At 55.7% G+C, this 22,313-nt stretch carries 23 protein-coding genes; 17 read left to right on the top strand and 6 right to left on the bottom strand.

The features are described from left to right. The first annotated feature begins 2 nt into the window (after nucleotides 1-2). Nucleotides 3-746 (top strand): ElyC/SanA/YdcF family protein, encoded by a 744-nt coding sequence (locus K8I84_RS05785; RefSeq protein ID WP_223793792.1) that lies wholly within the window; start codon nucleotides 3-5, stop codon nucleotides 744-746. 29 nt (nucleotides 747-775) lie between these two features. Beyond that, nucleotides 776-1,213: an OsmC family protein gene (locus K8I84_RS05780; RefSeq protein ID WP_223793791.1), complete on the top strand. Its 438-nt coding sequence runs from the start codon at nucleotides 776-778 to the stop codon at nucleotides 1,211-1,213. A 51-nt stretch (nucleotides 1,214-1,264) separates the two neighbouring features. Here the strand turns inward: K8I84_RS05780 and K8I84_RS05775 are convergent, their stop codons facing one another. The 3 genes from K8I84_RS05775 to K8I84_RS05765 all read right to left on the bottom strand — a co-directional run bounded on the left by K8I84_RS05775 (nucleotide 1,265) and on the right by K8I84_RS05765 (nucleotide 5,686). Further along, the gene (locus tag K8I84_RS05775) at nucleotides 1,265-2,545 is read right to left on the bottom strand and encodes a glycerophosphodiester phosphodiesterase family protein (RefSeq protein ID WP_223793790.1); all 1,281 of its coding nucleotides are present in this window, start codon (nucleotides 2,543-2,545) and stop codon (nucleotides 1,265-1,267) included. 37 nt (nucleotides 2,546-2,582) lie between these two features. After that, nucleotides 2,583-4,292 carry a DUF3592 domain-containing protein gene (locus K8I84_RS05770; RefSeq protein WP_223793789.1) on the bottom strand — a complete coding sequence of 570 codons (1,710 nt, stop codon included), beginning with the start codon at nucleotides 4,290-4,292 and terminating at the stop codon, nucleotides 2,583-2,585. Nucleotides 4,293-4,405: 113 nt separating this feature from the next. Continuing rightward, nucleotides 4,406-5,686 carry an MFS transporter gene (locus K8I84_RS05765; RefSeq protein ID WP_223793788.1) on the bottom strand — a complete coding sequence of 427 codons (1,281 nt, stop codon included), beginning with the start codon at nucleotides 5,684-5,686 and terminating at the stop codon, nucleotides 4,406-4,408. 134 nt (nucleotides 5,687-5,820) lie between these two features. Here K8I84_RS05765 and K8I84_RS05760 point away from each other — a divergent pair, with 134 nt between their 5' ends. From K8I84_RS05760 to K8I84_RS05750, 3 genes are all read left to right on the top strand, one after another. Next, nucleotides 5,821-6,207, top strand: a complete 387-nt coding sequence (locus tag K8I84_RS05760) for a DUF302 domain-containing protein (RefSeq protein WP_223793787.1) — start codon at nucleotides 5,821-5,823, stop codon at nucleotides 6,205-6,207. Nucleotides 6,208-6,607: 400 nt separating this feature from the next. Continuing rightward, nucleotides 6,608-7,969, top strand: a complete 1,362-nt coding sequence (locus K8I84_RS05755; RefSeq protein ID WP_223793786.1) for a WS/DGAT/MGAT family O-acyltransferase — start codon at nucleotides 6,608-6,610, stop codon at nucleotides 7,967-7,969. Then, a complete protein-coding gene (locus K8I84_RS05750) occupies nucleotides 7,960-9,303 on the top strand; it encodes a wax ester/triacylglycerol synthase family O-acyltransferase (protein WP_223793785.1) in 1,344 nt (447 codons plus the stop codon). The genes K8I84_RS05755 and K8I84_RS05750 overlap by 10 nt, the downstream gene beginning before the upstream one ends. Nucleotides 9,304-9,424: 121 nt before the next feature. On the opposite strand, the gene K8I84_RS05745 is transcribed toward K8I84_RS05750, so the two are convergent. Further along, the gene (locus K8I84_RS05745; RefSeq protein WP_223793784.1) at nucleotides 9,425-9,868 is read right to left on the bottom strand and encodes a YtoQ family protein; all 444 of its coding nucleotides are present in this window, start codon (nucleotides 9,866-9,868) and stop codon (nucleotides 9,425-9,427) included. A gap of 626 nt (nucleotides 9,869-10,494) precedes the next feature. Further along, a complete protein-coding gene (locus K8I84_RS05740; protein WP_223793783.1) occupies nucleotides 10,495-10,725 on the bottom strand; it encodes a hypothetical protein in 231 nt (76 codons plus the stop codon). Between the two features lie 334 nt (nucleotides 10,726-11,059). Here K8I84_RS05740 and K8I84_RS05735 point away from each other — a divergent pair, with 334 nt between their 5' ends. Further along, on the top strand, nucleotides 11,060-12,082 hold the full coding sequence (locus K8I84_RS05735) for a helix-turn-helix transcriptional regulator (protein ID WP_223793782.1): 1,023 nt from the start codon (nucleotides 11,060-11,062) through the stop codon (nucleotides 12,080-12,082). Nucleotides 12,083-12,407: 325 nt separating this feature from the next. Beyond that, a complete protein-coding gene (locus K8I84_RS05730; RefSeq protein WP_223793781.1) occupies nucleotides 12,408-12,908 on the top strand; it encodes a PEP-CTERM sorting domain-containing protein in 501 nt (166 codons plus the stop codon). A 1-nt stretch (nucleotide 12,909) separates the two neighbouring features. On the opposite strand, the gene K8I84_RS05725 is transcribed toward K8I84_RS05730, so the two are convergent. After that, nucleotides 12,910-13,851: a LysR family transcriptional regulator gene (locus K8I84_RS05725; RefSeq protein WP_223793780.1), complete on the bottom strand. Its 942-nt coding sequence runs from the start codon at nucleotides 13,849-13,851 to the stop codon at nucleotides 12,910-12,912. A 160-nt stretch (nucleotides 13,852-14,011) separates the two neighbouring features. On the opposite strand from K8I84_RS05725, the gene K8I84_RS05720 reads away from it, so the two are divergent. The 10 genes from K8I84_RS05720 (at nucleotide 14,012) to K8I84_RS05675 (ending at nucleotide 22,294) form a co-directional block, all read left to right on the top strand. Then, nucleotides 14,012-15,355 (top strand): aspartate aminotransferase family protein, encoded by a 1,344-nt coding sequence (locus K8I84_RS05720; RefSeq protein WP_223793779.1) that lies wholly within the window; start codon nucleotides 14,012-14,014, stop codon nucleotides 15,353-15,355. Then, nucleotides 15,352-16,047 (top strand): CoA transferase subunit A, encoded by a 696-nt coding sequence (locus K8I84_RS05715; protein ID WP_223793778.1) that lies wholly within the window; start codon nucleotides 15,352-15,354, stop codon nucleotides 16,045-16,047. Before K8I84_RS05720 ends, K8I84_RS05715 begins: the two co-directional genes overlap by 4 nt. Beyond that, nucleotides 16,034-16,693 (top strand): 3-oxoacid CoA-transferase subunit B, encoded by a 660-nt coding sequence (locus K8I84_RS05710; protein WP_223793777.1) that lies wholly within the window; start codon nucleotides 16,034-16,036, stop codon nucleotides 16,691-16,693. The genes K8I84_RS05715 and K8I84_RS05710 overlap by 14 nt, the downstream gene beginning before the upstream one ends. Before the next feature lie 167 nt (nucleotides 16,694-16,860). After that, nucleotides 16,861-17,664 (top strand): transporter substrate-binding domain-containing protein, encoded by an 804-nt coding sequence (locus tag K8I84_RS05705; protein WP_223793776.1) that lies wholly within the window; start codon nucleotides 16,861-16,863, stop codon nucleotides 17,662-17,664. Between the two features lie 89 nt (nucleotides 17,665-17,753). Next, entirely contained in the window at nucleotides 17,754-18,410 is a 657-nt protein-coding gene (locus K8I84_RS05700) for an amino acid ABC transporter permease (RefSeq protein WP_223793775.1), read from the top strand. 11 nt (nucleotides 18,411-18,421) lie between these two features. After that, nucleotides 18,422-19,075: an amino acid ABC transporter permease gene (locus tag K8I84_RS05695; RefSeq protein ID WP_223793774.1), complete on the top strand. Its 654-nt coding sequence runs from the start codon at nucleotides 18,422-18,424 to the stop codon at nucleotides 19,073-19,075. A gap of 38 nt (nucleotides 19,076-19,113) precedes the next feature. After that, a complete protein-coding gene (locus tag K8I84_RS05690) occupies nucleotides 19,114-19,899 on the top strand; it encodes an amino acid ABC transporter ATP-binding protein (protein WP_317848203.1) in 786 nt (261 codons plus the stop codon). A 10-nt stretch (nucleotides 19,900-19,909) separates the two neighbouring features. Next, nucleotides 19,910-20,947, top strand: a complete 1,038-nt coding sequence (locus K8I84_RS05685; RefSeq protein WP_223793773.1) for a histone deacetylase family protein — start codon at nucleotides 19,910-19,912, stop codon at nucleotides 20,945-20,947. Nucleotides 20,948-20,994: 47 nt separating this feature from the next. Further along, nucleotides 20,995-21,351 carry a RidA family protein gene (locus K8I84_RS05680; RefSeq protein ID WP_223793772.1) on the top strand — a complete coding sequence of 119 codons (357 nt, stop codon included), beginning with the start codon at nucleotides 20,995-20,997 and terminating at the stop codon, nucleotides 21,349-21,351. Nucleotide 21,352: 1 nt separating this feature from the next. Further along, nucleotides 21,353-22,294: an ornithine cyclodeaminase family protein gene (locus K8I84_RS05675; RefSeq protein WP_223793771.1), complete on the top strand. Its 942-nt coding sequence runs from the start codon at nucleotides 21,353-21,355 to the stop codon at nucleotides 22,292-22,294. Nucleotides 22,295-22,313 lie beyond the last annotated feature (19 nt).

Genomic DNA, 22,313 nt, shown 5'->3' with positions numbered 1-22,313 from the left:
GAATGTTTGCGTTTGAACTTAAGAAATTCATCGGCCAGATGCTGATGCCGATTCCTCTTACCCTGATGCTATTAATGGCCGGGATTCTGATGCTCAGGGTCTGGCCGCGCATGGCGAGGGTGGCACTGGTGAGCGGCGCCTTACTGCTGTTCCTGACCAGTTGGGCGCCGGTCTCCAATCGGTTGGTGAGCATGGTCGAGAGCGACTATGCGGCTTTTGATCTGTCCCGGCCGGTGGATGTGGTTGTGGTGTTGGGCGGTTGCCACAGCAGTGATGACAGGGTTCCACCTGCAGCGCAGCTGTGCTCGTCGTCGCTTTACCGGCTGGTGGAAGGTCTGCGGATACTGGGTGCCAACCCCGAGGCTCAGCTGTTTGTCTCTGGGTATGCCCGGCATGACCCGGTCCCCCACGCCGACATGATGGCGTCAATTGCCCGGAACATGGGCGTTGATGAGGGCCGGATTCGCCGATTCCCGGAACCGAAGGATACCGGTGAGGAGGCCGAGCATATGAAACCCTGGCTGATGGACAGGCGCTTCGCCCTGGTCACGGAAGCCTCGCACCTCGTCAGGGCTGTATGGTTTTTTGAGCGGCAAGGGCTGGAACCAATTCCTGCGCCCGCCATCCGATTGGGTAGCGAGACGCCGGATCTGAGCGTGCAGGCGAGCAACCAGCTGAAGTCGGAACGAGCGTTCTACGAGGTGTTGGGAATGCTTTGGCAGCGGCTGGTGGCGATACTAGGTTAATAGATTACCGAATCAGGAGAGACGATCCGATGCAAGAATTGCCTCATCACTACCGGGCTGCTGCAGTGGCACAGCCAGAAGGCGATGTGAACCTGTCCAGCGATGGCGTGCAGGATATTCCATCCGCACCGCCACCCGAGTTTGGCGGCCCCGGCGACAAATGGTCGCCAGAGAGTTTGTTGGTAGCCTCTGTCGCCGACTGTTTCATTTTGACGTTTCGGGCCATCGCTCGTGCTTCGAAGCTCGATTGGACGTCGCTCACCTGCGACGTGGAAGGCACGCTGGAACGTGTGGAGCGGGTAACCAGATTCACTCAGTTTGTGGTTCGCGCCAGCTTGACGGTCCCAGAGGGGGTCGATGAAGCCAAGGCCAGGCGGATGCTCGAGAAGGCCGAGCATAATTGCCTGATCACCAATTCATTATCGGCTGAAAAGCGTCTTGAGGTTTCCGTAGCCTTTGCTTCCTGAGGGTAGCCGGTGAGGTAGCAGTAAACCCCGGCCTTTGGACGGGGCAGGGCATCAGTGGCGTCGATCGTAAGAGGTGTGGCTGGGGATCAGGGTCATGCAGTTGGCGTAGTAGGTGGTGGTCGCAGGCCAGTCGGAAAATATGCCGATCACGCCAACTTTGCGGGCCAGGGCATCAATCACTTCGAAGGTGTCGCCATCCCGGTCGATGGCCTCCGAGATGGTCTGGTGGTACCAGCCACCCCCGTTTGCCAGAGGGCCGCTGCGCTCGACGGTCCAGGCAACCATGTCCAGCCCGGCGGCGCGGGCATTTTTTGCGTAGTCGGACGCGACGATGTCACCACGGGCATCCAGCGTCAGCATCTTCCAGAGTGCAGGCCCTATGATGTTTAACCCCTGAGCTTTGAGACTCTTCATGTAGGCCGGCGAACTGTTGTCAGGCGTTATGGCGTCCTGATCGAGAAAGACTGCCTGCCGACCGAATGCGGGCATCTCATTAATCCAGAACAGCACATCATCGGGATAAAACGACTGTGGCCACACGTCCTCAGGCGCAACGCCTGCGTGGACGTAGTCGTTGATCATCTGGCGGGCGTAATCCTGCTGGCTGTAGTCGCCCTCATACGGCATTTCCACCACGGGACGTTTCAGCTCCGGGGTAAACTTGACGCCCAGTTTCTTGAACAGTTCGATGCTTTCGCGGTGGCTCAGCAGGGTGCCACTGGTGGCGTAAAGGTCGGTTCGCCACTCGGCGGTGCCGTCGAGGTACTCTTCGGGCGTGGTGGCATCGGGATTGTAGCCATCCATTTTGCCCCGGAGGGTTTTGAACTCGGTGAGTGTGATGTCACTGGTGCGGCATTCTGCCTGGGCCGGTTTACCCGATGACGGGTCCGCGGGAACGAACGGCTGGGTGCATTTGGCGTTCAGTTCCGGCACGGTCACGATGTTGGTGGTGCTGTGCAGGTCGTTCTGGGCGTGGCGGCATACCAGCTGTCGGTCCCTGGTGAACGCCACGTCGCACTCGAGAATGCCGGCACCCATGGCAGCAGCGGCCATGTACGATTCCCGGGTGTGTTCGGGGAACTGCAGGGGGGCTCCCCGGTGACCAATGGAGAAATCGCTGGGTTTGAAAACTCTGGTTTCGCAGGACTGCAGTTGGTGTTTGAGCGGGCTGTCTTCCATGTTGTCCACCAGATAGAAAGGTCTGGGGCCCAGCTCAACGGATGTCCTGGCGTGATCATCCCTGTTATGACCGTCGTCACTTCCGGCAAAGGCATGGGATGCCAACAACGTGGTCAGGACAACGGATGCTTTAATGCCTTTGGTGAGATTCATCTTCGGCTCCTTCTGAATCGGCAGGCCGGAACCCTCACTATTTTAGTCCGATCAGTTTCGATAGCTGCTCCTGCAACGCTTCGGCGGGCCTGCGACCGGAAATGCCCTCGGCGATGCCCTCGGCGATGCGAATGTCCTTGCCGTCCCTGGCATCCTTGAAGGCCAGCGAGAAGAATTCCGTTGTTTTCCGACCGGAACTCATGCTGCCACTGGATTTTAGCGTGAGTTGGTGGGTACTGGTCAGGGTGCCCTGTCGTTTCCACAAAGCCTTGCCAAACCAGTAGCGGACGACTTCCACCTGGGGGCCACTGATGTGTGCTTTCAGGCTTCTACCGGCCATGAACAGGCCACCAATGAGCATCGGGAAACCGAACAGGCCGAAGGCGCCGGCCATCACGTAGAGCATGAAGCCCTCTTTCGCGGCCATATAGCCCAGTCCAATGCTCGCTGCGCTGAAGAGCAGGCCGACGAACATAACGCCCAGAGTCATCCCGGTATGCCGGCCATGTCGGCTGGTAATCAGCCAGCCCGAGCCGGAGGGGGCAACGTCAATCTGCTCGGCAGCAGAGGCGATGGACTGTGTTTGGGTCTGACGCTCGGTCTTTTCGAGGTGTGCCTCGGTGATTTTGATGGAAGAGGTCTGGGTGCCCTTCATGACCGGGATCTCGAAGGTGCGTTCCATCGGTACCGGTTCTTTTGGGCCATCCAGCAAAACCCGCCATTTCACCATGCGATTTCCCTGATTGTCCGTCTCGGGCAGGCTGGTCGGCGGGGTGAAGACAAAACGGGCGACGGAACCCGATGACTCCCGGGAGATCTCAGGTACCTGATCTTCTTGCCACGCCACCGATTCACTTCGACGGCTGTTTTTGCCTCCGCTGATCCTGACTCGCACGCATTGCAACGTCACTTTCCAGGTTCCCGGTGGCAGTCGGCCGGGGAGGGCGATTGATCCTCCAATATCGCCTCCCACCTGCCCCGGAGTCGGATTAAGCATCAACGGAGTCGGGCCGTAAAAGCGCCAGTTTTTGCGCGCTTCCCTGGCTTTAAAACCCAGCCAGATTCCGATAGCGGGAAACGCCAGTGCCAGCAAAATTGCCCAATTACCTTTGCCGATTTCCTCCGGTAATTTGAGGGTAACCGGCAGGCTGACGCCAATAAATAGGAAGGACATGAAGGCAAACATCCAGAAACCCTGTTTCTCGGATGAGTAAATAAGCTGACCGTTTGTGCCTGGCACACCTGAAGCTGTTTGCCGGCGAGCCAGGAACATGACAAACAATCCCCCTCCGGCAAAGACGATGCCGAAAATGGAACCGAACGCCAGCTTTTCCCAGCGTAACTCCCGTACAAGGTAACTTTCTGAAGGGGCTTCCGGATTAATCCACGCCGTTAAACCTCCCCGATTGCTGATGTGCCTGAGCCGGCTCACAACCTCATAGTGGTAGTCGCTGAGGTTATCGCTGCCCCGATCGTAGCCGACCCGGGACGCGGAGAAGGTTCTCCCGTTGTATTCGTAACGGTAAGACGCTCGAATGGAGTAGGTAGTGGAGTCAGAGCCCCGGTGGGTTTTGACTTCAATGGAGTCGAGGTTGGCGGGTACCTGCCGCCAGTCACCGGTGCCGATATGCTCATAGACGGTATGAACCGGCCCTCCGATAAAGACTCCAAGACCCACCAGGAGAAAGATAAGCCCAAAGAGGTTAACACCAAGCCCTGATTTTTTGTTCTGTACGAGGGTGGTCACGACAAACTCCTGTTCCCTGCCGTATCGGCGAATGCTGGACGTGTCGCTAAATAATACACCGAAAAGGCCTCAGCAAAAGGCGGCGACTATGCAACGTACTGATTATTAGACGATCAGGTTGGCTGTCCGCGAAACAGGTGATTATGATGTTTGCGTGTCCTCAGCGCGAACACCAGAAGAACAAGGACGCCGAGTCCACCGGCGAACAGGAGCATAAAGGCGTAGCTGGTCACCTGTGCGATGACTCCGCCCACCAGCCCGAACAAACCGGCCGTAACAACCTGAATTGACGCCTGCAGGGTAAAGTCGGTACCCGCCCAGTCTTTCCGGCACAGGCTCATCATCACCGCGAACAGGGCAACGGTTGAACAGCCGTCGGCCAGTTGCTCCAACAGACCGATCGTGTATACCAGAGTCGTATTAATGCCTTGCAGGGCCACCAGTGCCCAGGCGGCCATCGTTGAAGCCTGGGCCAAGCCCGCGTATATCAGGCTTCGGCGGCTACCCAGTTTCTGATACAGCCAGCCGCCGAGTGCGGCCCCGAGCAGACCTGCCACCGTGGTGATCAGTGTGAAAGTGCCTATGTCGCCAGAGGTCCAGCCGCCATCCGTCAACATCGGGCGAATCATGCCAGAGCCCATGGCATCCGCGATCTTGTAGCAGGCGAGTATGGCAACCCAGAAGGCCATACCCGGGCGTTTCAGAAAGCCAATCAAACCCTCCCTAAATGGCTGGTGGCTTTCTTCCCCGGTGGCGCGAACATGATTGGGATCAATGGCCTCTTCAGCCAGAGGCGCCCGCATTGGCGCGTAGGTGCGTACAAACAGGTACAGAACGACCAGCAAACCGGCGGGAATGCCAATCGCCGCGACGTGCGGCATATGCTGGGCAAGCATCAGTAGCAATGCGCCACCAGCCAGCATGCCCACTTTGTACCCGGCAACCTGAATGGTATTGACGTGACCACGCCACCGGGCGGGAATCCAGCGAACAGATAGTCCATCGGTCACAATGTCCTGGGTCGCCATCAGCAGATTGATGGCCAGCACCAACGCTGTGACAAGTGCGAGGGTGGAACCTCCCGGCGCGAGTCCAATCCAACCCAGAGCAAAAAGGAGCATGGCGGCGGGTAATTGCAGGCGTGTCAGCCAACGCGCTGGCGGAATGCCCCGTTGCAGGCTCTGATCGATTTTCGGCGCCCACAGTGCTTTGAGCACCCAGGGCAGGGCAAGCAGCTTCAGTGCCCCGATCCACGCCAGGCTCACACCGGCTTCCCGCCAGAACACGGGCAGGGCATGGGCAAACAGTCCCGAAGGCAAACCCTGCGCCAGATACAGTGCGCTCAGGGTGACGAGCGTCATGGGTAGTGGGTAGGCGGAGTGTGGGCGATCCATCGTGTCTATTGCCGTTGGTTTACGGGGGGCTTGCTGTCCTGCCAATCTACTGGCCAACTCGATAATACCGACAAAACCTCGCTTGAGGTGCTAAACCTATAGCAATCTCAATCGCAATTGAATAAGGAGCCTCTATGTCTTACACCATCAACCGACTCATTCAGGGCGCCGGATTTGACCAAGTCGATGAACGTACCCGCAAGGCACTGGCTGACCGCGGCTTCGGTGTGCTGACGGAAATTGACGTCAAAGCCACGATGAAGAAGAAGCTCGACAAGGACATGGACGCTTACCGGATTCTCGGGGCCTGTAACCCCAACATGGCGTGGGAAGCCATCGGTGTGGAGCCCAGGGTAGGGGCCATGCTGCCCTGCAACGTGATTCTTCGTGAGGTAACGGAAGGCATTGAGGTAAGTGCGATAGATCCGGTGTCTTCCATGAGTGCCATCGACAACGACGAGCTAAAGGAAATCGCGGGACAGGTGCGGGATATGCTGTCGGAGGTGGTGAAAGCGGTTTGAGGCACTATGGCCCACTGCTTGTCGTTTAATTTGGTGTGAGTTTGCGAATCAGGTACACCGCCCAGCTTACCGGCGCTTATCTCAACCGTCAGAGTCAAGAGCGCCTTGTACGAGCAAGAAATCACGCGTGGAAAAGCGGACATTGGGTAACTTCAAAAAAACCTGACAGAGAGAGCTACAATATGTCGTATTGGTACCCATAATGGCGCCCGCGGTTGTAGCCGCCGCGACGCCTTACCAGGGCAGAAGTGGTAAAGGAGCTCATGCTCTGGACTGAATTACCCCATGCCTTTCCGTTACTGGAAGATTGGTTTCCTGAGGCCAGACAGGCACGGGAAGACATCATCGTATTTATTCGCGAGCTGATGGGCGAGCCAAGCTGCACTGGAGATACAGGGATATGAACTCTTCCAAACTTTCCCCGATGGACTCGGCATTCATTCAGCTTGAGACCCCTCGAACCCCGATGCATGTTGCGGCGTTGATGGTGTTCGAGGCACCCGAAGAGGGTGTTGCCAGTTTCGTGAGGAAACTGATGGAAGATGGTCGCAAAGAAACCCGCATTACGTCACCGTGGAACAAAGTGCTGGTATCGGGTTCTCGCTGGCAGCTGGCGCCTTCATTGGTGACTTCTTATGATCCGGATCTGGAATATCATCTGCGACACCTGTCGCTGCCTGCACCCGGAGGCGAAAAGGAGTTGGGCCAGCTGGTCGCCCAGTTGCACAGTCAGCCCATGGATCTGCGAAAACTGCTTTGGGAATGCGTGGTGATCGATGGCCTTGAAGGTGATCGATTTGCCATCTACGTAAAATTTCACCACTCCATTGTCGACGGCGTCAGCGGCGCCTCCCTTTTGATGAACGGACTGTCTGACCACAAAGACGATCTGACCACTCCGCCTTTCTGGGTGCATGCTGCCCCCGAAAAACCGCTTGCCCTGAAACGACTGAAGCTGCCATCACTCAGCGAGACGGTGGGTACCGCGAAAAACGTTCTCAAGATGTTTGGCGAGGATGACTCCCTGACTACGTTGCGATCAGCGCCCCGTAGCCCGTTGAACGGTCGTATAGGCCCCCAGCGTCGGTTTTCCACCCAAGCCTTCCCACTGGAACGCTTGAAAGCGGTAGCCCGCCATGAGGGCGTCACCCTCAACGATGTTGTGGCTTGCCTGGTCGGGGGCAGTTTAAGGCGATATCTGAAGGACATTACTGCTCTGCCAAAGGAAAGCCTGACGGCCGCCATTCCTATGTCGCTCCGGGAGGCTGGTGATACGAGCAGTGGCAATGCCGTGGGGATGATTTACAGCATTGTCGGGACCAACATTGCCGACCCGGCGGTCAGGCTCCATGAGATTCATGCGTCCACATCCGAGGCAAAAAAACACATTCAGGAACTGTCACCGCAAATGCGCGTGCCTTATTCGCTGGCCAGTATGGCCCCAGCTATCTTGAAAATGCTTTCTGGCATGGGAGGTACAGGTCGCCCCATGTTCAACACCGTGGTATCGAATGTGCCTGGCGGGCGCCAGGAGAAGTACCTTCGTGGTGCCCGCCTGCTGCACCTTTATCCGGCCAACATTGTGTTTCAGGGAATGGCCGTCAGCTTCACCTGTTACAGCCATGCGGGCACTCTCAATGTTGGCATTATTGCCTGCCGGGATTCCGTGCCTCATATGCAGCGACTTGCTACCGGTCTGACTGATGCGCTGGTGGAGCTTGAAGAAGCACTTGGGATCACCGGAGGTGAAGAATGTCCCTGAGAAAACTGTCTTTAATCGATGCGGCTTCATTACGCCTTGAGGGGCGGGATATGCCGATGCACGTGGCCGGCTTGATGGTATTCAGTTATCCCGAGGGACTGGAGCCAGACCAACAAAAAGCGTTCGTCACTCAATTGGTGGGGCGTTGGCGACGGGAAATCCGGGTTTCCTACCCGTGGAACCAGGTGTTGACACGACCAAGTCGCTGGCAGCTCAGCCCTGCTACCCGGAGCGTTCACGACCTGGACCTGGAATACCACCTTCGGCAATGGGCGCTTCCTGAGCCCGGGGGTGAAGTGGAGCTTGGTCAGATGGTCGCCTGGATTCACGGGTTGCGAATGGATCTGCGAAAGCCACTCTGGGAGTTTCACTTCATTGAGGGCCTGTCAGACCAGCGGTTCGCGATTTACGTGAAACTTCATCACGCTCTGGTCGATGGCATCAGTGCCGCTCATTTGCTGGTTGAAGGCCTGTCCGCCGGGGCCGATGAACAGACGCAACCCCATTGGGCCAGACATTGTTCCGAGAATGATGCTGAGACGGATTCGTTGTCCCTGCCGGGGTTCAGTGATCTCAAAGCGGCCATGGGAGCAGCGCTTCGATTACGCAGGAAAGATCCGGAACTCACCACGTTTGCATCGACACCACCTTCTGCCATTAACGGCCCTATAGGAGCCCAGAGGCGGGTCGCCACCCAGCATTTTGAACTTGCTCGGCTCAAGAAAGTTGCTAAAGAGGCAGGCGCCACTTTGAATGATGTAGTGATGACACTGGCCGGCGGAGCACTCAGAGATTACCTGATCAATATGAATGCCTTGCCGAAGGAGTCCCTGACGGCTGCTCTTCCGGTGTCTACCCGAAAGCCGGGCGATCACAGTGTGGGCAATCAGGTCAGCATGATCTTTGGAGCCCTGGGCACGAATGTGGCAGACCCCAAGGAGCGTTTGGCTCAGATTACAGCGTCCACCCGGGCGGCCAAATCCTTTCTGCAAAGCCTTCCGGAGGGCGCCACCGTACCCTACTCTCTGATGGCGACAGGCCCGTTTATGTCCTCGGTCATCCTGGGCCGGGCCGGGCATGGTCGGCCGATATTCAATACGGTTATCTCAAACGTGCCGGGACAGCGGGAAGAAAGGTATCTGGACGGGGCCCGGCTTCTTCACATCTATCCGGTAAGCCTGATTATGCCAGGCGTGCCGTTGAACTTTACCTGCTGTAGTCATGGTAAGTTCCTGAATTTCGGTATTATCGCCTGCAGAGACCGGGTGCCGAAGGTCCAACGGATTGCTGTCGGCTTGCGGCGGGCGCTTGAGGCTCTGGAGAATCGCCCCTAGGGCGGCCATCGTTTCTGTGAGCGGGCGGGAGCTTGTCGTATGGGCGGTCTGAGCTTGCCTGCAGGTTTTCTCCACACCGGGGCATCTGGCAGATGCCCCAGCACTAACGGAGGGGGGCTGCTTATTTGGCGGTGGTCACATACTTCAGAATCTCCACAACCTGCTCGGGAGTCTGAGCCCAGGCCATCGCCGCCGCGTCCACTTCCTTCAGCGGATGCACAATGTCGTCGCCGTGCAGGGTAATGTACGGGGTGCCCAGAGCCGCACAGTAACCCGCATCGAATGCCGCGTTCCACTGCTTGTACTTGTCGCCAAAACGAATCACGGCCAGATCGCACTGTTCAAGCATCGTCTTGGTGCGAATGCCGTTCACCTTGGACGATTGGTGATCACGCCAGAACTGGTTTTCCGGCTTACCCAGCAGGTCGCCGGCTGCGTCGCTGGCGTCGTGGTCGGTGACGGGAGCGGTAAATTCCACCGGCAAACCCGCTTCGTATGCGCCGGCCTGGATTTGCTCGCGCCAGTCAGTATGGATTTCGCCAGAAAGATATACAGTCCAGATCATGGAATCTTGCCTCAGTTGTTAATGGGTGGCGTGGTTTTGTCGGACAGTCAAGGAATTGGTCAGTTTCAGGCAGGCGCTGCTCGCCGGCATTCGGCCTGACTGGCCAATCTATTCAAACAATTGTCCGCTTTCGCTACCAAAACGGATATTTCGGGAGCCGGATCATGGACGACGTGTATCGCTTCTGTCCATACCGGAATTACCTACTACACTAACCGGCTAGTTGCCGGTTTCTGCTGATACGCTCAGTTCGCTTGCCAGCGAGCCCCCGACACTCTTTATGCAGAGTTCTTGGGCTGTGCGGAGATATTCCGCTCAAGCTCGCATGACGGATCTGGAGGTACGAAGAAAGCAGATGGTTTCGGCCCATTTGAGAGCCACCCCTGGAGGTAAAACATGAGTGGCGAAACCAGGTAGCAAGGGAGCTGACCATGATTGAGAGCTATGTGCGAAGGATGGCAGCGGTGGAAGGGCAGCCCAGGAGGGGGGAGATTGCTGCGCTAAGGAAAGTGGCCCGTGTGATGGAGCGCCTCACAATCGATAATCAGATTACGCTGGTGGAATTTGATTGCACCGGGAAGGTTTTCCGTGAATTGGGGCGCCGGGTCAACGAATACTACCGGGGTCTACTGGCTCTTGAACATGGGCACCTGGTCTGGATCAACCCGTGCCTTAGAGCGGCCTTCGTTCAGGTGGTCCGTCATTCGGCTCAGGATCACCTCCCTGTGCGGAAGGTTATCCACTCCAACCAAGGCACCGTTGTTGCGTCGATTTACCGGGCAAACAGCCGGCGAGAGTTCACGTTCAATGGAGGAGCGGAGCACTTCCTCATCCAGCTCATAACAGTGGAGCGGCACGAATTTTCCTCGTCGGGTGAGGGGTGTAATGGTCAATGCCGACATTTATGGGGCTTGACCATGGCTGAATCCAGGTTTGCGCATTGCTTGGCCTCCGGTATGACCGTCCGGCAAGCCGCGGAAATGATGGGTATCACCCAGAATACCGCGAGAAGTTATCTGAAAGTTGCGTTTATCAAGACAGACTGTCATTCACAGAATTCATTGATTAGAAAACTGAAAATACATTGTACCGTGTCTAATGGCCAATAAGACTAACGAGATAGACCGCCTTTCTGCACTGATCAATGAGGCCGCGTGGCATCCCGAGCGCTGGCCGGAGGCTTTGGCGGCGATGGAACGTTACCTCTCGGTCGACAATGTGAACCTGGTAGTGATGAGTGGTAGTCATCAGGCGTCAATTTCTTTCTATGAGGCCAGTAGCCTTCCCTCCAGTGTAATGAAGTCCTACCAGACAAAGTTTCCTCAGGGCGATGTCTGGATAGACGCATTGAAGCAGCGGAAAACTCACGCTGTGTATAAAAGCGGTGATCTTTACCCCAACCGCCGCCTGGTAGATACCCGGTTCTACGATGAGTTTCTTAAACCGATCAAGATGTTCCATTGTGCCGGCGGTTTCTTCGAAAGCCGTAAAGAGGGCTTCGGAATGCTGAGTGCATTGTTGCCTCTGAATGCTGGCGAGTTTGATGCCAAGCGACTGTCGCGAATGCAGGAACTATTCCCTCTGTTGAGATCAGCGATCAATACATCATCGGATTTGTCAATGCTTCAGTTTTCCCTGGAGCTTTCCGGTAACCTTCTTGATAGCTGTGAATCGGCACTTGGTCTTGTCGACGCTTCCGCCCGACTCGTCTACGCTAACGATCGATTCGAGCATCTGGTCCGGCGTGAACACATCCTGAAGGTTAAGGATGGGAGGGTGGTATTTCAGTGCGCGCCGGCAAGAACGTGGCTCAGTCAACAATTGCGCCATTTCTCGAGGCATGGAGAGATTGATCCAAGTCGATTCGAATACCATTTCTCGGATGGAGCATTCGATGAGTTGAGGGTCTCTTTGTCGGTTCTCGGGGGAGAAGCAGCAGGTTTGTTGCCAACGACAGGCCCGGTTGTCCTAATTTCGATTCACGGGTGCTATCAGCAAGAAGCGGTTCAGGCGAGCCTTCGTTCAATGGGGTTGCCACCCGTGGCAACGCTGGTTGCGTACCATTTGATGCTGGGGAAATCCGTCAGGGAGGTGTCAGACACAATCCAGGTAAACCATGAGACTGTTCGATCTCATGTCAAAAATCTTTTCCGGCATTTCGGTGTCACCAATCAACGGCAATTGATGCAAGTTCTTTTCGCTCTGTTCCGGTAATCCCTTCTCAGGTTTCAGTTATCTCAAAGTCCCACCCAATTGGGGGGTGTTCGCCCGTCCTTGACCTGCGAATGTTCGTTATAGGCGCGGACAGCACTTTGCTGACCGCATGGGTAACTGACCAGGGGCAAGGTATGGGCACAACAGGACCGTTCCGGGCCGGCTTTGTCTTGGCTTTGTCTTGGCTTTGTCGGCCTTACGTGTGCCAGTGACGGCTGCGCCCAATGACATTTCTCATCCGCTGGCCAATCAACATTACGGGCAGGATTTGGAGGCCAAATCTATTGGTTGGGTCTATTAATACCATGCTACAGAGATATTGATTATGAAAAAGATACCCTGTTTATTGTTTTTCTTCGCGGGGTCAGCCGTTGGAAGCCCGGTGTATTTAACTGAAGCAGGTGAGCCGTGGATTGGTAATTCAAACAATACCAATATGCATGCGGTTTTTAGCACAGGTAATTGGGATCCTGTGACACTTGCCAATCCCAGATTATTTGACAAACATTCAGATTTTATATTTATCGATACTGGCGATGGACTGGGGAGTGGTTTCGATCATTGGATGGCTACGCGAAGAACGAAAATACTCGCAGGAAGAGATTTTGTTACTAGCTGGCTAGCCTCGGTCAACTTGACGGAAGTTCAGCGCTGGGGCGGCGGTAGTACACACTTGGATATTAACAGCTTCCGGGCTCATTTATTAGCGATAGGCAAGGATTATAAAGCTGATTTCGTTGCAGTCCCTGAGCCTGGCTATTTAACAATTTTAGGGCTTGGCTTAGCTGGGCTTGGATTTGCCAGAAAAGTAAAGTTGCCTAAATAATTCAGGTTATGTCGCAGCCTCGGTTATGTCTTTCGGCCACACGGTGATCCGGCAAATCCGGCAGCATTTCCTTGAGCAGGCTGATTAACCGGTTGTTCGCCCACTTCTGTTTGTACACCAGAGCGAAGCGGAAATGGATGGCTGGCTTGAACGGTTTCATCAGGAGCCCGGCATGCATGGCCTGATGATCGTAGGCGGTGATGGGATTGATCAGCGTGATACCGACACCGTTTGCAACCAGTGAGCATATGGCCGAGATGTTGGCCTCGGTCTTGCCGGCAATGTGTATGTTTCTTTCTGACAGGTGCACCAGTAGCTGGTCGGCAGCCAGGTTGGGCTGGTTCGGGATAACCAGATGCTGGCCTTTGAGGTCGTCGGTGGTCACCACACTGGCCCTCGCCAGGCTGTGGTTTCTGGGTATCAGGCAAACCGCTTCGGTTGAGATGAATTCATCGACGACCAACGCTTCGGTGGTCACTGGCAGAGTGACGAATCCGACGTCAAAGTTGCCGGCTTCAACGGCGCGCACAATTTCCGGGCTGGGCATGATGTCCAGGTACACACTGTACTTCGGATTATCGCTCAGAATGCGTGCAATGGTTTTGGGAACGTAGTCAAAACCGAGGCTGGGGGCACAGGCGATACGTATGCGCGAGGCACCGAATTCCCTCAACGCCACGATGCTGTGATTCATGTTTTCGAGATTGCTCACTAACCCCAGGATTTCCCCATAAAGCTCATCGGCCTCGGGCAGAACAATCAACCGTTTCTTATGCCGCATGAACAGCGCAAAGCCAATGTTTTCTTCTAGCTGGGCGAGTGATCGGCTGACACCGGACTGGGTGATCCCCAGATCTTTTGCTGTTTGTGTCGCGTTGCCCGTTTCGTACAGCCTTTTGAAAATCAGTAACGATTTCAGGGAGGTCAGGTTGATGTCGCTCATGATGGCAAGCCTTGCGGGCGTCTTGTTTTAGTTAATATATGAGTAGAAATCATCAAGTAATGCAAAAATATCATGCATTGCAATTAGTTTATAGAACTGATCCTATGGCTTTGGATTTGAACAAAAAAACATCGTTTTTTGCAGAAGGATCGGCGATTCGATGCCCAGCAGCAATGCGTTGTTCTACCTGACCACTAAAGACATGCCCCTGGTCAGCCACGCCGACGGTATCTACCTCTGGGATACTGACGGACGTCGTTATATTGATGGCTGCTCCGGAGCCATCACCTGCAATATTGGCCACAATCATCCCACCGTAAAACGCGCCATGGTCGAGCAACTCGACAAGGTTGCGTTCACCTACCGAACCCAGTTTGAAAGCCAGGTTGCGCTGGATCTGGCGAATAAGCTGGTTGAAAGGACGGACGCTGATCTTCAGAAAGTGTTTTTTGTGGGCAGTGGTTCGGAAGCTGTCGAGAGCGCCATCAAACTGGCGGTCCAGTATTTCCTTGTTGAAGGTCAGCCTGAGCGTAGCAAGTTCGTGTCGTTGCGCCCGTCGTATCACGGCAGCACGCTGGGCGCACTGGGGTTGACCGGGTATGAACCGCTGGAAGCACCCTACCGTTCGGCCACCATAGGCTCAGTCAAGGTGCCCTCGCCAGACTTGTATCGTTTTCGTGAGGCCAACGTTGAAGAGCATATTGCCGTGGTGCTCGAACAGACTGAGCGTGCCATTGAGGCCGCTGGCCCGGAAACTGTCGCCGCTATTGTTGTTGAGCCTGTCGGCGGTGCCAGCACCGGTGGCCGTATGTTCACCCGAAGTTACATGGAAGGGTTGCGCGCCCTGTGTGACCGGTATGGTTGCCTGCTGATCATGGATGAAGTGCTCAGCGGTATGGGGCGTACCGGTGCCTGGTTTGCTTACCAGCACTATGGCGTAGCACCGGACATTCTTGCACTGGCAAAGGGGCTTGGCTCCGGCTATTACCCCATTGCTGCCATGATGGCGCGTCAGGAACTGGTGGATGCCGTGGGCCGCGGCGGCGGCTTTATGCATGGCCATACCTATGCCGGAAACCCGCTTGCCTGCGCCACCGGCCTTGCGGTGATTGAGGTGATGGACTCGGAGAATCTGGTCAGCAACGCCGCTGAACAAGGCTTCTATTTACGCCAGCGACTCAAGCAGCTGGCCGAGAAATACAGCTGCGTAGGCAATGTGCGGGGTATTGGCCTGTTACAGGGTGTGGAGCTGGTGCAAGACAAGCTGACCAGGCAAAGTTTTCCTCCCGAATTCAACGCCTTCGAACGGATTACAGCGTTAGCAAAGGAGCGGGGCTTGCTGATCTATCCGCGACGTTGCCTGGACGGCCTGGCGGGGGATCATGTTCTGATCACACCGCCATTGACGGTTACCACCGACGATATCGACGCCATTATTGCTCTGTTCGACCTCAGCCTGGCGGACTTCGAACAGATCGCAAAAGAGCAGGTGGCCTGGTCATGAAGAAGAACCGCACCCTCGAAAGCGCCATCGCTTCGATCCCCTCGGGTGCGGTCATCATGGTGGGTGGTTTCGGCAATCCGGGCACACCATTCAGCCTGATCAATGAATTACTGCGCCAGGGGCAAACCAACCTGACGCTCATCAAGAACGATGCCAACGAGGCCAGTCATGGCGTGAGCCGACTGATCGAGAATGGCCAGGTTCGAAAGCTGATCACCACGCACATTGGCCTGAATAAAAACGTGATCGATCGGTTCAACCAGGGTGAGATAGAGGTGGCGTTTCACCCCCAGGGTATTCTCGCGGAAAAGATCCGCACCGCCGGGGCCGGCAGCTTTGGTTTTTTGACCGATATTGGTATCCACTCCGAGATCACCCGCCCTGACGATCTGCTCGATTGGCAGGGAAAAACCTACAAAGTTGAGATGGCGCTTCGAGCCGATTTTGCACTTATTCATGCGGCTCAGGCCGACTGGCTGGGCAACCTGGTTTATCAGGGCTCTGCCATTAACTTCAGTCCGCTCATGGCTATGGCGGCGGACCACGTGATTGTTGAAACACCGGATCTGGGGGCCCCTGGGCGGTTCAGCCCGGAGCAGGTTCACACACCGGGAGCCTTTGTCGACAGTGTCGTGCAACTGGAATCACTCACCTCAGACTACGGAATACTGGAGCATCATGTCCGACGTTGAGCGCATTTTGCGCAGGGCGGTGCTCGAGATTACCCCCGGCAGCATTGTGAATCTGGGCATAGGGTTGCCGACCAAAGTCATGCATTACCTGCCGGATGACTTTGATGTCCAGATCCATTCGGAGAACGGCATTCTCGGTGCCTGGAAGCAGGCCGAACCGGAGTCGATGGACCCTTTCCTTATTGACGCGTCTGGCGCCTACGTCTCGTTACGCGAGGGTGCGAGTTTGTTCGACAGTGCCGTGTCCTTCGCGATGATTCGTCGGGCTCGGGTGGACCTGACGATGATTGGAGCCTTTGAAGTCGATGCACACGGCAATCTCGCCAACTGGAAAATTCCGGGCAGGTTCTCTCCGGGTATCGGTGGAGCCATGGAACTGGCACAAAAAACAAAGCGCATCGTCGTGCTCACCACCCATACCGACAAACACGGTCGCCCGAAAATACTGGAAACCTGCCGTTTGCCCCTCACAGCCAAAGCCTGTGTCAGCCGAATTATTTCAGAGTTGGCTGTCATCGACGTTACCAACCGGGGTCTGGTTGTGCGGGAAAAGCTGGCAGACATCAGCGATGCAGACTTGCAGGCAAAGACTGAAGCAGCACTGATCTTTGCAATTGAAAGTGGTGAGGAACAACACGGGGAATGATTGGCGGGAGGTGATCAAGTTACAAACCATCACAAATAACAATAACGAATCCGGATGGATAACTGCGATCGATTCGGGCCCAACAGAAATGGTCATTAAGCAGTGTGAAGTAGTTAAGTGCATGGAACTATGCATGTTTTGATAAACGTCTAATAAGGAATAGGGATATGAAGTTACACATCAAAAAGTTCTCCAAAACTATGGCGACCGCAGCCGTAGCCATCGGCGCAACCCTGATGGTGGCCATGCCCACTCAGGCGCGTGACCTGCCTGAGATTCGGGAAAGCGTATTTCAGGTGGCCAACTCTGGCGCCTATCCTCCGTTCAGCTTCGTGAACACCCAGGGTGAACTGGTCGGTTTCGACGTTGATATTGCCGAAGCCCTGGCCGAGAAAATGGGCGTGGAAGTCAACGTACAGTCCTCTCCGTGGAATGGAATTATCGCGGCTCTTGCGGGTGGAAGGTTTGATGCCTGTATCTGCAGCATGAGCGTGACAGAGGAACGGAAGAAGGCGGTGGCCTTCACGGATTCCTACTACAGCTCAGGCCTTTCGGTTTGGGTGCAGGAGGGCACCGACGACATCAGCAGCATCGACGACTTTTCTGGCAAGCGCGTTGGCTCCACGCTCGGGGAAACCGGTAATCAGTGGGCCGTTGAAAATGGTGAAGGCGAATGGACGAACCAGACCTTCCAGGGCCTGCCGGATATGATGAATGCCCTTACCACGGGCCGCATCGATGTAATGATTGCGGACGACGTTCCGGTGCTGGTGGCAATGCAGAAAAATGCACCAGCCATCAAGATGGTCGACGTGGGTGACCTGCCACGCTGGCCTGCAGCCATTTCCATTCAGAAGAACAAGCCAGAACTGATGGAAGCCTTGAATAAGGCTTTGGCAGAAATCAAGGCGGATGGCACTTATCAGGCGATTGTCGATAAGTGGATCGGCGAAGGTGCCAACATCGAGTAAGGACTGGACCGTGAGTCACAACCCGGCCCTTTCCTGGCCGGGTTGCCTTCAGATAAAAGATTTGAATAACAACAGAACAAGGGATGACCATGGACTTTGATTTAATGGTCGAGGTTACCCCCCTGTTGATCAGGGCGGCCTGGGTTACGATTGATATTTCTTCCCGCGCGATTTTCTTCGGGTTCTTTGTTGCCTGCGGGCTGGTGTTTTTACAGACCTTGCGGTTTGCGCCCATTCGCTGGTTTGCCCGTGGATACGTAAGCATCGTACGGGGGACACCGTATTTCGTGCAGTTGCTCCTGGTGTTTTACGGCGGTCCGAGTATTGGCTTGCGGTTGGACCCCGTCACCTGTGGCGTCGTTGTTGGCGCGTTCAATATTGGCGCCTACATGAGTGAAGCGATTCGGGGATCCATTGAGTCCGTCGACAACGGACAAACCGAAGCAGCCCGATCCCTGGGATTTGGCCGTGCGCAAACCATGTTCTACATCGTCCTGCCGCAGGCCGCCAGCCTGATGATCCGTTCCGTCGGGGTCCTGGCCATCGTTCTGATCAAGAACTCCTCTCTGGTTTCCATTATCTCAGTGGTCGAACTGACCTATCAGGCCCAGCGTCTGATCGGCTCCACTTACAAGCCGCTGGAAATCTTCACTCTCAGTGCCCTTATGTACATCGTCATCATCTACGCGGTGATGGGCATCATCGAGTTGGCCTACCGCCGGGCCACCCGGTACACCACCCAGTAGGAGGCATAGCGATGGAGTTCGATTTTTCGGCAGTTATTACGTACTTCCCCACGCTCCTCAAGGGTGTTGGGGTTGCCGCGCTGGTGGCCCTTGCCGTGGCACTGATGTCCGTTCTGGGCGGACTGGTGGTCGCTGTTATATCCATTTATACCAACAAGGTTGTGAGCGCGCCGTTGCGCTTTTTCATCTGGCTGTTCATGACCACCCCCCTGTTGCTGCAGCTCTACTTCCTTTACTTCGGTTTAGGCGAGTGGATTCTGATACCGGCTGTCGTGGTGGGTATCCTGGGGCTGGGCTTTCACTACATGGCGTACAACGCCGATATTTTCATTACGACCATCAAGTCCGTATCGGGCGGTCAGTATGAAGCTTCACGATCCCTGGGCTTCGGGCACTGGCGAACCATCCTTTACATCATCGTTCCACAGGCGTTTATCCGTTCGATTCCGCAATTGGGTAACAACATGATTCTGATGGTCAAAGATACCTCTGTGCTGTCAGCGATCGGTGTGGCCGAACTGGTGTACGCATCGCAATACGCCATCAGTGTGTCGTTCAGGCCCTTCGAATTTTTTATTGTGATCGCTGCCATGTATTACGTGATCAATATCGTGATGGAACTGGGGCAGGCATGGCTGGAACGACAAACCTCGTATCGCCACTGAGTTGACTTAACAAGAAGCCAATAAAGCTGGAGCTGTAAATGAGCACAGAACAACAGACCGCTACGCCCATGGTTGAGGTGCGTAATGTCCATAAACGCTTCGGAAACCTTGAGGTGTTAAAAGGCATCAACCTGACGGTAGACCGGGGCAAGATTATTTCCATCATTGGCCCTTCGGGCTCAGGCAAAAGTACCCTGTTGCGCTCGGTCAACAATCTGGAGGTGATCGACGACGGGGTTATCCTGCTCGATGGGGTGCAGGTTAACCGCCCTGACATGAAAGGCATGGCGTTTGAGCGGCACATCAACCACATCCGCCAGAACATGGGCATGGTGTTTCAGCATTTCAATCTGTTTCCACACATGTCGACCATCGATAACGTCACCCTGGCCCCCCGCAAGCTCAAGGGCATGGATAAGAAAGCGGCCCGGGAACTGGGCATGGAACAGTTGGAACGGGTGGGCCTTGCCGAAAAAGCCGATGTGTTTCCGAACTGGTTGTCGGGTGGCCAGAAACAGCGTGTTGCCATCGCGCGGGCGCTGGCGATGAAACCCAAGGTAATGCTGTTTGACGAAGCCACCTCAGCGCTCGACCCCGAGCTCGTCGAAGAAGTAAACCAGGTCATGCGCAGCCTCGCGGATGAGCATATGACCATGCTGATCGTTACTCATGAGATGAGTTTCGCGCGGGATGTTTCGGACTGGGCCCTGTTCATGGATGGCGGTGTCGTGGTTGAAGAGAGCGCACCGGACAAACTGTTCAGTAACCCGGATCAGGAACGAACGCGAAACTTCCTGCAAAAACACCTTGAGAACAACAAATAGGCGGTGAGTTTTGAAATGTTTTTATCATGAAGCGCAGGGCCTGCACGCGCCCAAACATTTTTTTCTGCGCGGGCAACCGGCGCCTTCACCCGAACAGCCGTTGCGCGCCGATCTTCTGAAAAAAGCCGTTGAAGCTTCGGGTGCCAGTCTGAACCTGTTACCACCGCTGACCAGTGACCCCCGGTTGATGGACAGACTCAAGCGCATACACACCGCCCGCTATCTCGACTTTCTGGAGAGCGTTGTTGAGCGCTGGCGGGCTTTGCCAGCCGCCGCCGAGGTCGTTGCCCCCAACGTGCATCCCTGTGGCCACGCGACCTTCTATCCTCGGCATATCATTGGCCAGGCCGGCTGGCACATGCACGACATGGCCTGTCCGATGGACGAAGGCAGCCACACAGGCATTCTCGCCAGTGCCACGACGGCACAGGCAGCCGCGCAGGCTGTGCTTGACGGCGAACCGGTCAGTTATGCTCTGTGTCGCCCGCCGGGCCACCATGCCGGGCCAGAGCGGGGTGGGGGGTTCTGTTTTCTGAATAATTCAGCGCTGGCTGCAACCGTCTTGCGGGAAGGCTACGAACGCGTCGCCATCGTCGATGTCGACCTGCACCATGGCAATGGGACTCAGGATATCTTCTGGGAAAGAGCTGACGTGTGGACCGGTTCTGTGCATGTCGATCCTGCCGATTTTTACCCGTTTTACTGGGGAGCAGCGGAAGAGGTCGGGGCTGGTGACGGCAAAGGCTACAACTGCAATGTGCCGCTGCCGCTGGGTGCCGATGGCATTGCGTTCCTGCAGGCACTGTCACGACTGCTGTCTGCTCATGCCGAATTCAAACCCCAGGCCACTGTCATCGCGCTCGGGCTCGATGCGCACAAGGACGATCCGCTGGCTGGGATGGCCCTGGAAACCGAAGACTTTTTCCGCATTGGGCAGCGTCTGGCGCAGGTGAAAGGTCCGAAGGTGATCGTTCAGGAAGGTGGATACCCGACCGACAGCCTCAGTGACAATTTAGCCGCCTTCTTGCAGGGCTTCCGATGGGGCTAGATCGATAGTCCTTACCTTCTTATTTATCAGGCAACAGAGAGTATTTTATGACCGATCGTTACATCGACAGCAACCATCGTATGAGCCAGGCCATTGTTCATGGCAATACCGTTTACCTGGCTGGCCAGGTTGCTTCGGATGCCAGCGCCGATATGCGTGGCCAAACTGAACAAATCTTGCAGGGCATTGAACAGTTGCTGGCCAAGGCTGGTACGGATAAGCAGCACCTTTTGTCGGCCACTATCTGGGTTACTGACATGGCCGAGTTTGCCGAGATGAACCTTGCCTGGGATGCCTGGGTCGCAGATTGTCTTCCGCCCGTACGCGCCTGTGTGGAATCCAAACTGGCCAAGCCCGAATGGAAAGTTGAGATCATGGTAATTGCCGCATTGCCGGGGGCGTAACATGCGCTTTATTAACGCCGAACAGATTGCCGAAGCGCTATCTTGGCGCGAACTGATTGATGGCATCGGGCAAGCTTTTCGAGAGGGAGTGGAAGCCCCCCCGCGCCATCATCACAGCATGCATCGCGAGGACGGAGAGGCCACCATGTTACTGATGCCAGCCTGGCAAGAGCGAGGCTACATCGGCATGAAGATGGTGAATGTGTTCCCGCAGAATTCTGCCCATGGTTTGCCTGCTATTTCGGGTGTCTATTTCCTGAGTGAAGGTAAGCATGGCCGACCGTTGGCGTGTATGGATGGCAGCGAACTGACCCGGCGCCGCACAGCGGCGGCCTCGGCACTGGCCAGTCGGGAACTGGCCCGGAAAGATGCCTCCAGCTTGCTGATGGTCGGCACGGGAAAGCTTGGGCCCATGCTGATTGAAGCACACGCTGCGGTTCGGCCGATCACCCAGGTTCGTATATGGGGGCGTAATCCTGATAAAGCGAAAGCCCTGGCAGAAGAGTACGCAGACCGGTACGACACCGAGATTGTGACAGATCTTCAAACCGCTGCCTCCACGGCGGACATCATCAGTTGCGCCACACTCTCAACGGCACCGCTGATCAAGGGTTCCTGGCTTAAGGCTGGCAGTCACCTTGACCTGGTTGGAGCGTTCAAACCGACGATGCGAGAAACGGACGCGGCCTGTTTTCGCCGGAGCGAAGTCTTTGTCGATACGTACGCAGGCGCCAAAGGTGAGGCAGGGGATCTTCTCCAGGCTGCAGACGAAGGCGCCTTTGATTTTTCCGATATTCGGTCCGACCTGGCTCAACTTCTAAAGGGTGAGCGCCCTGGGCGCAGTAGTGACGAGGCGATCACTGTGTTCAAATCCGTCGGCGCTTCACTGGAAGATCTCGCCGCCGCTATCCAGGTATGGCAGAGCGTGGGTGGTGACTCTTGATGACGATGCTTCGATGTTC

The organism is Marinobacter sp. F4216, assembly GCF_019931195.1.
GTDB lineage: Bacteria > Pseudomonadota > Gammaproteobacteria > Pseudomonadales > Oleiphilaceae > Marinobacter > Marinobacter suaedae.
Note: the sequence above shows the minus strand (reverse complement) of the source record. Positions and strands in the feature narration are given on the sequence as shown.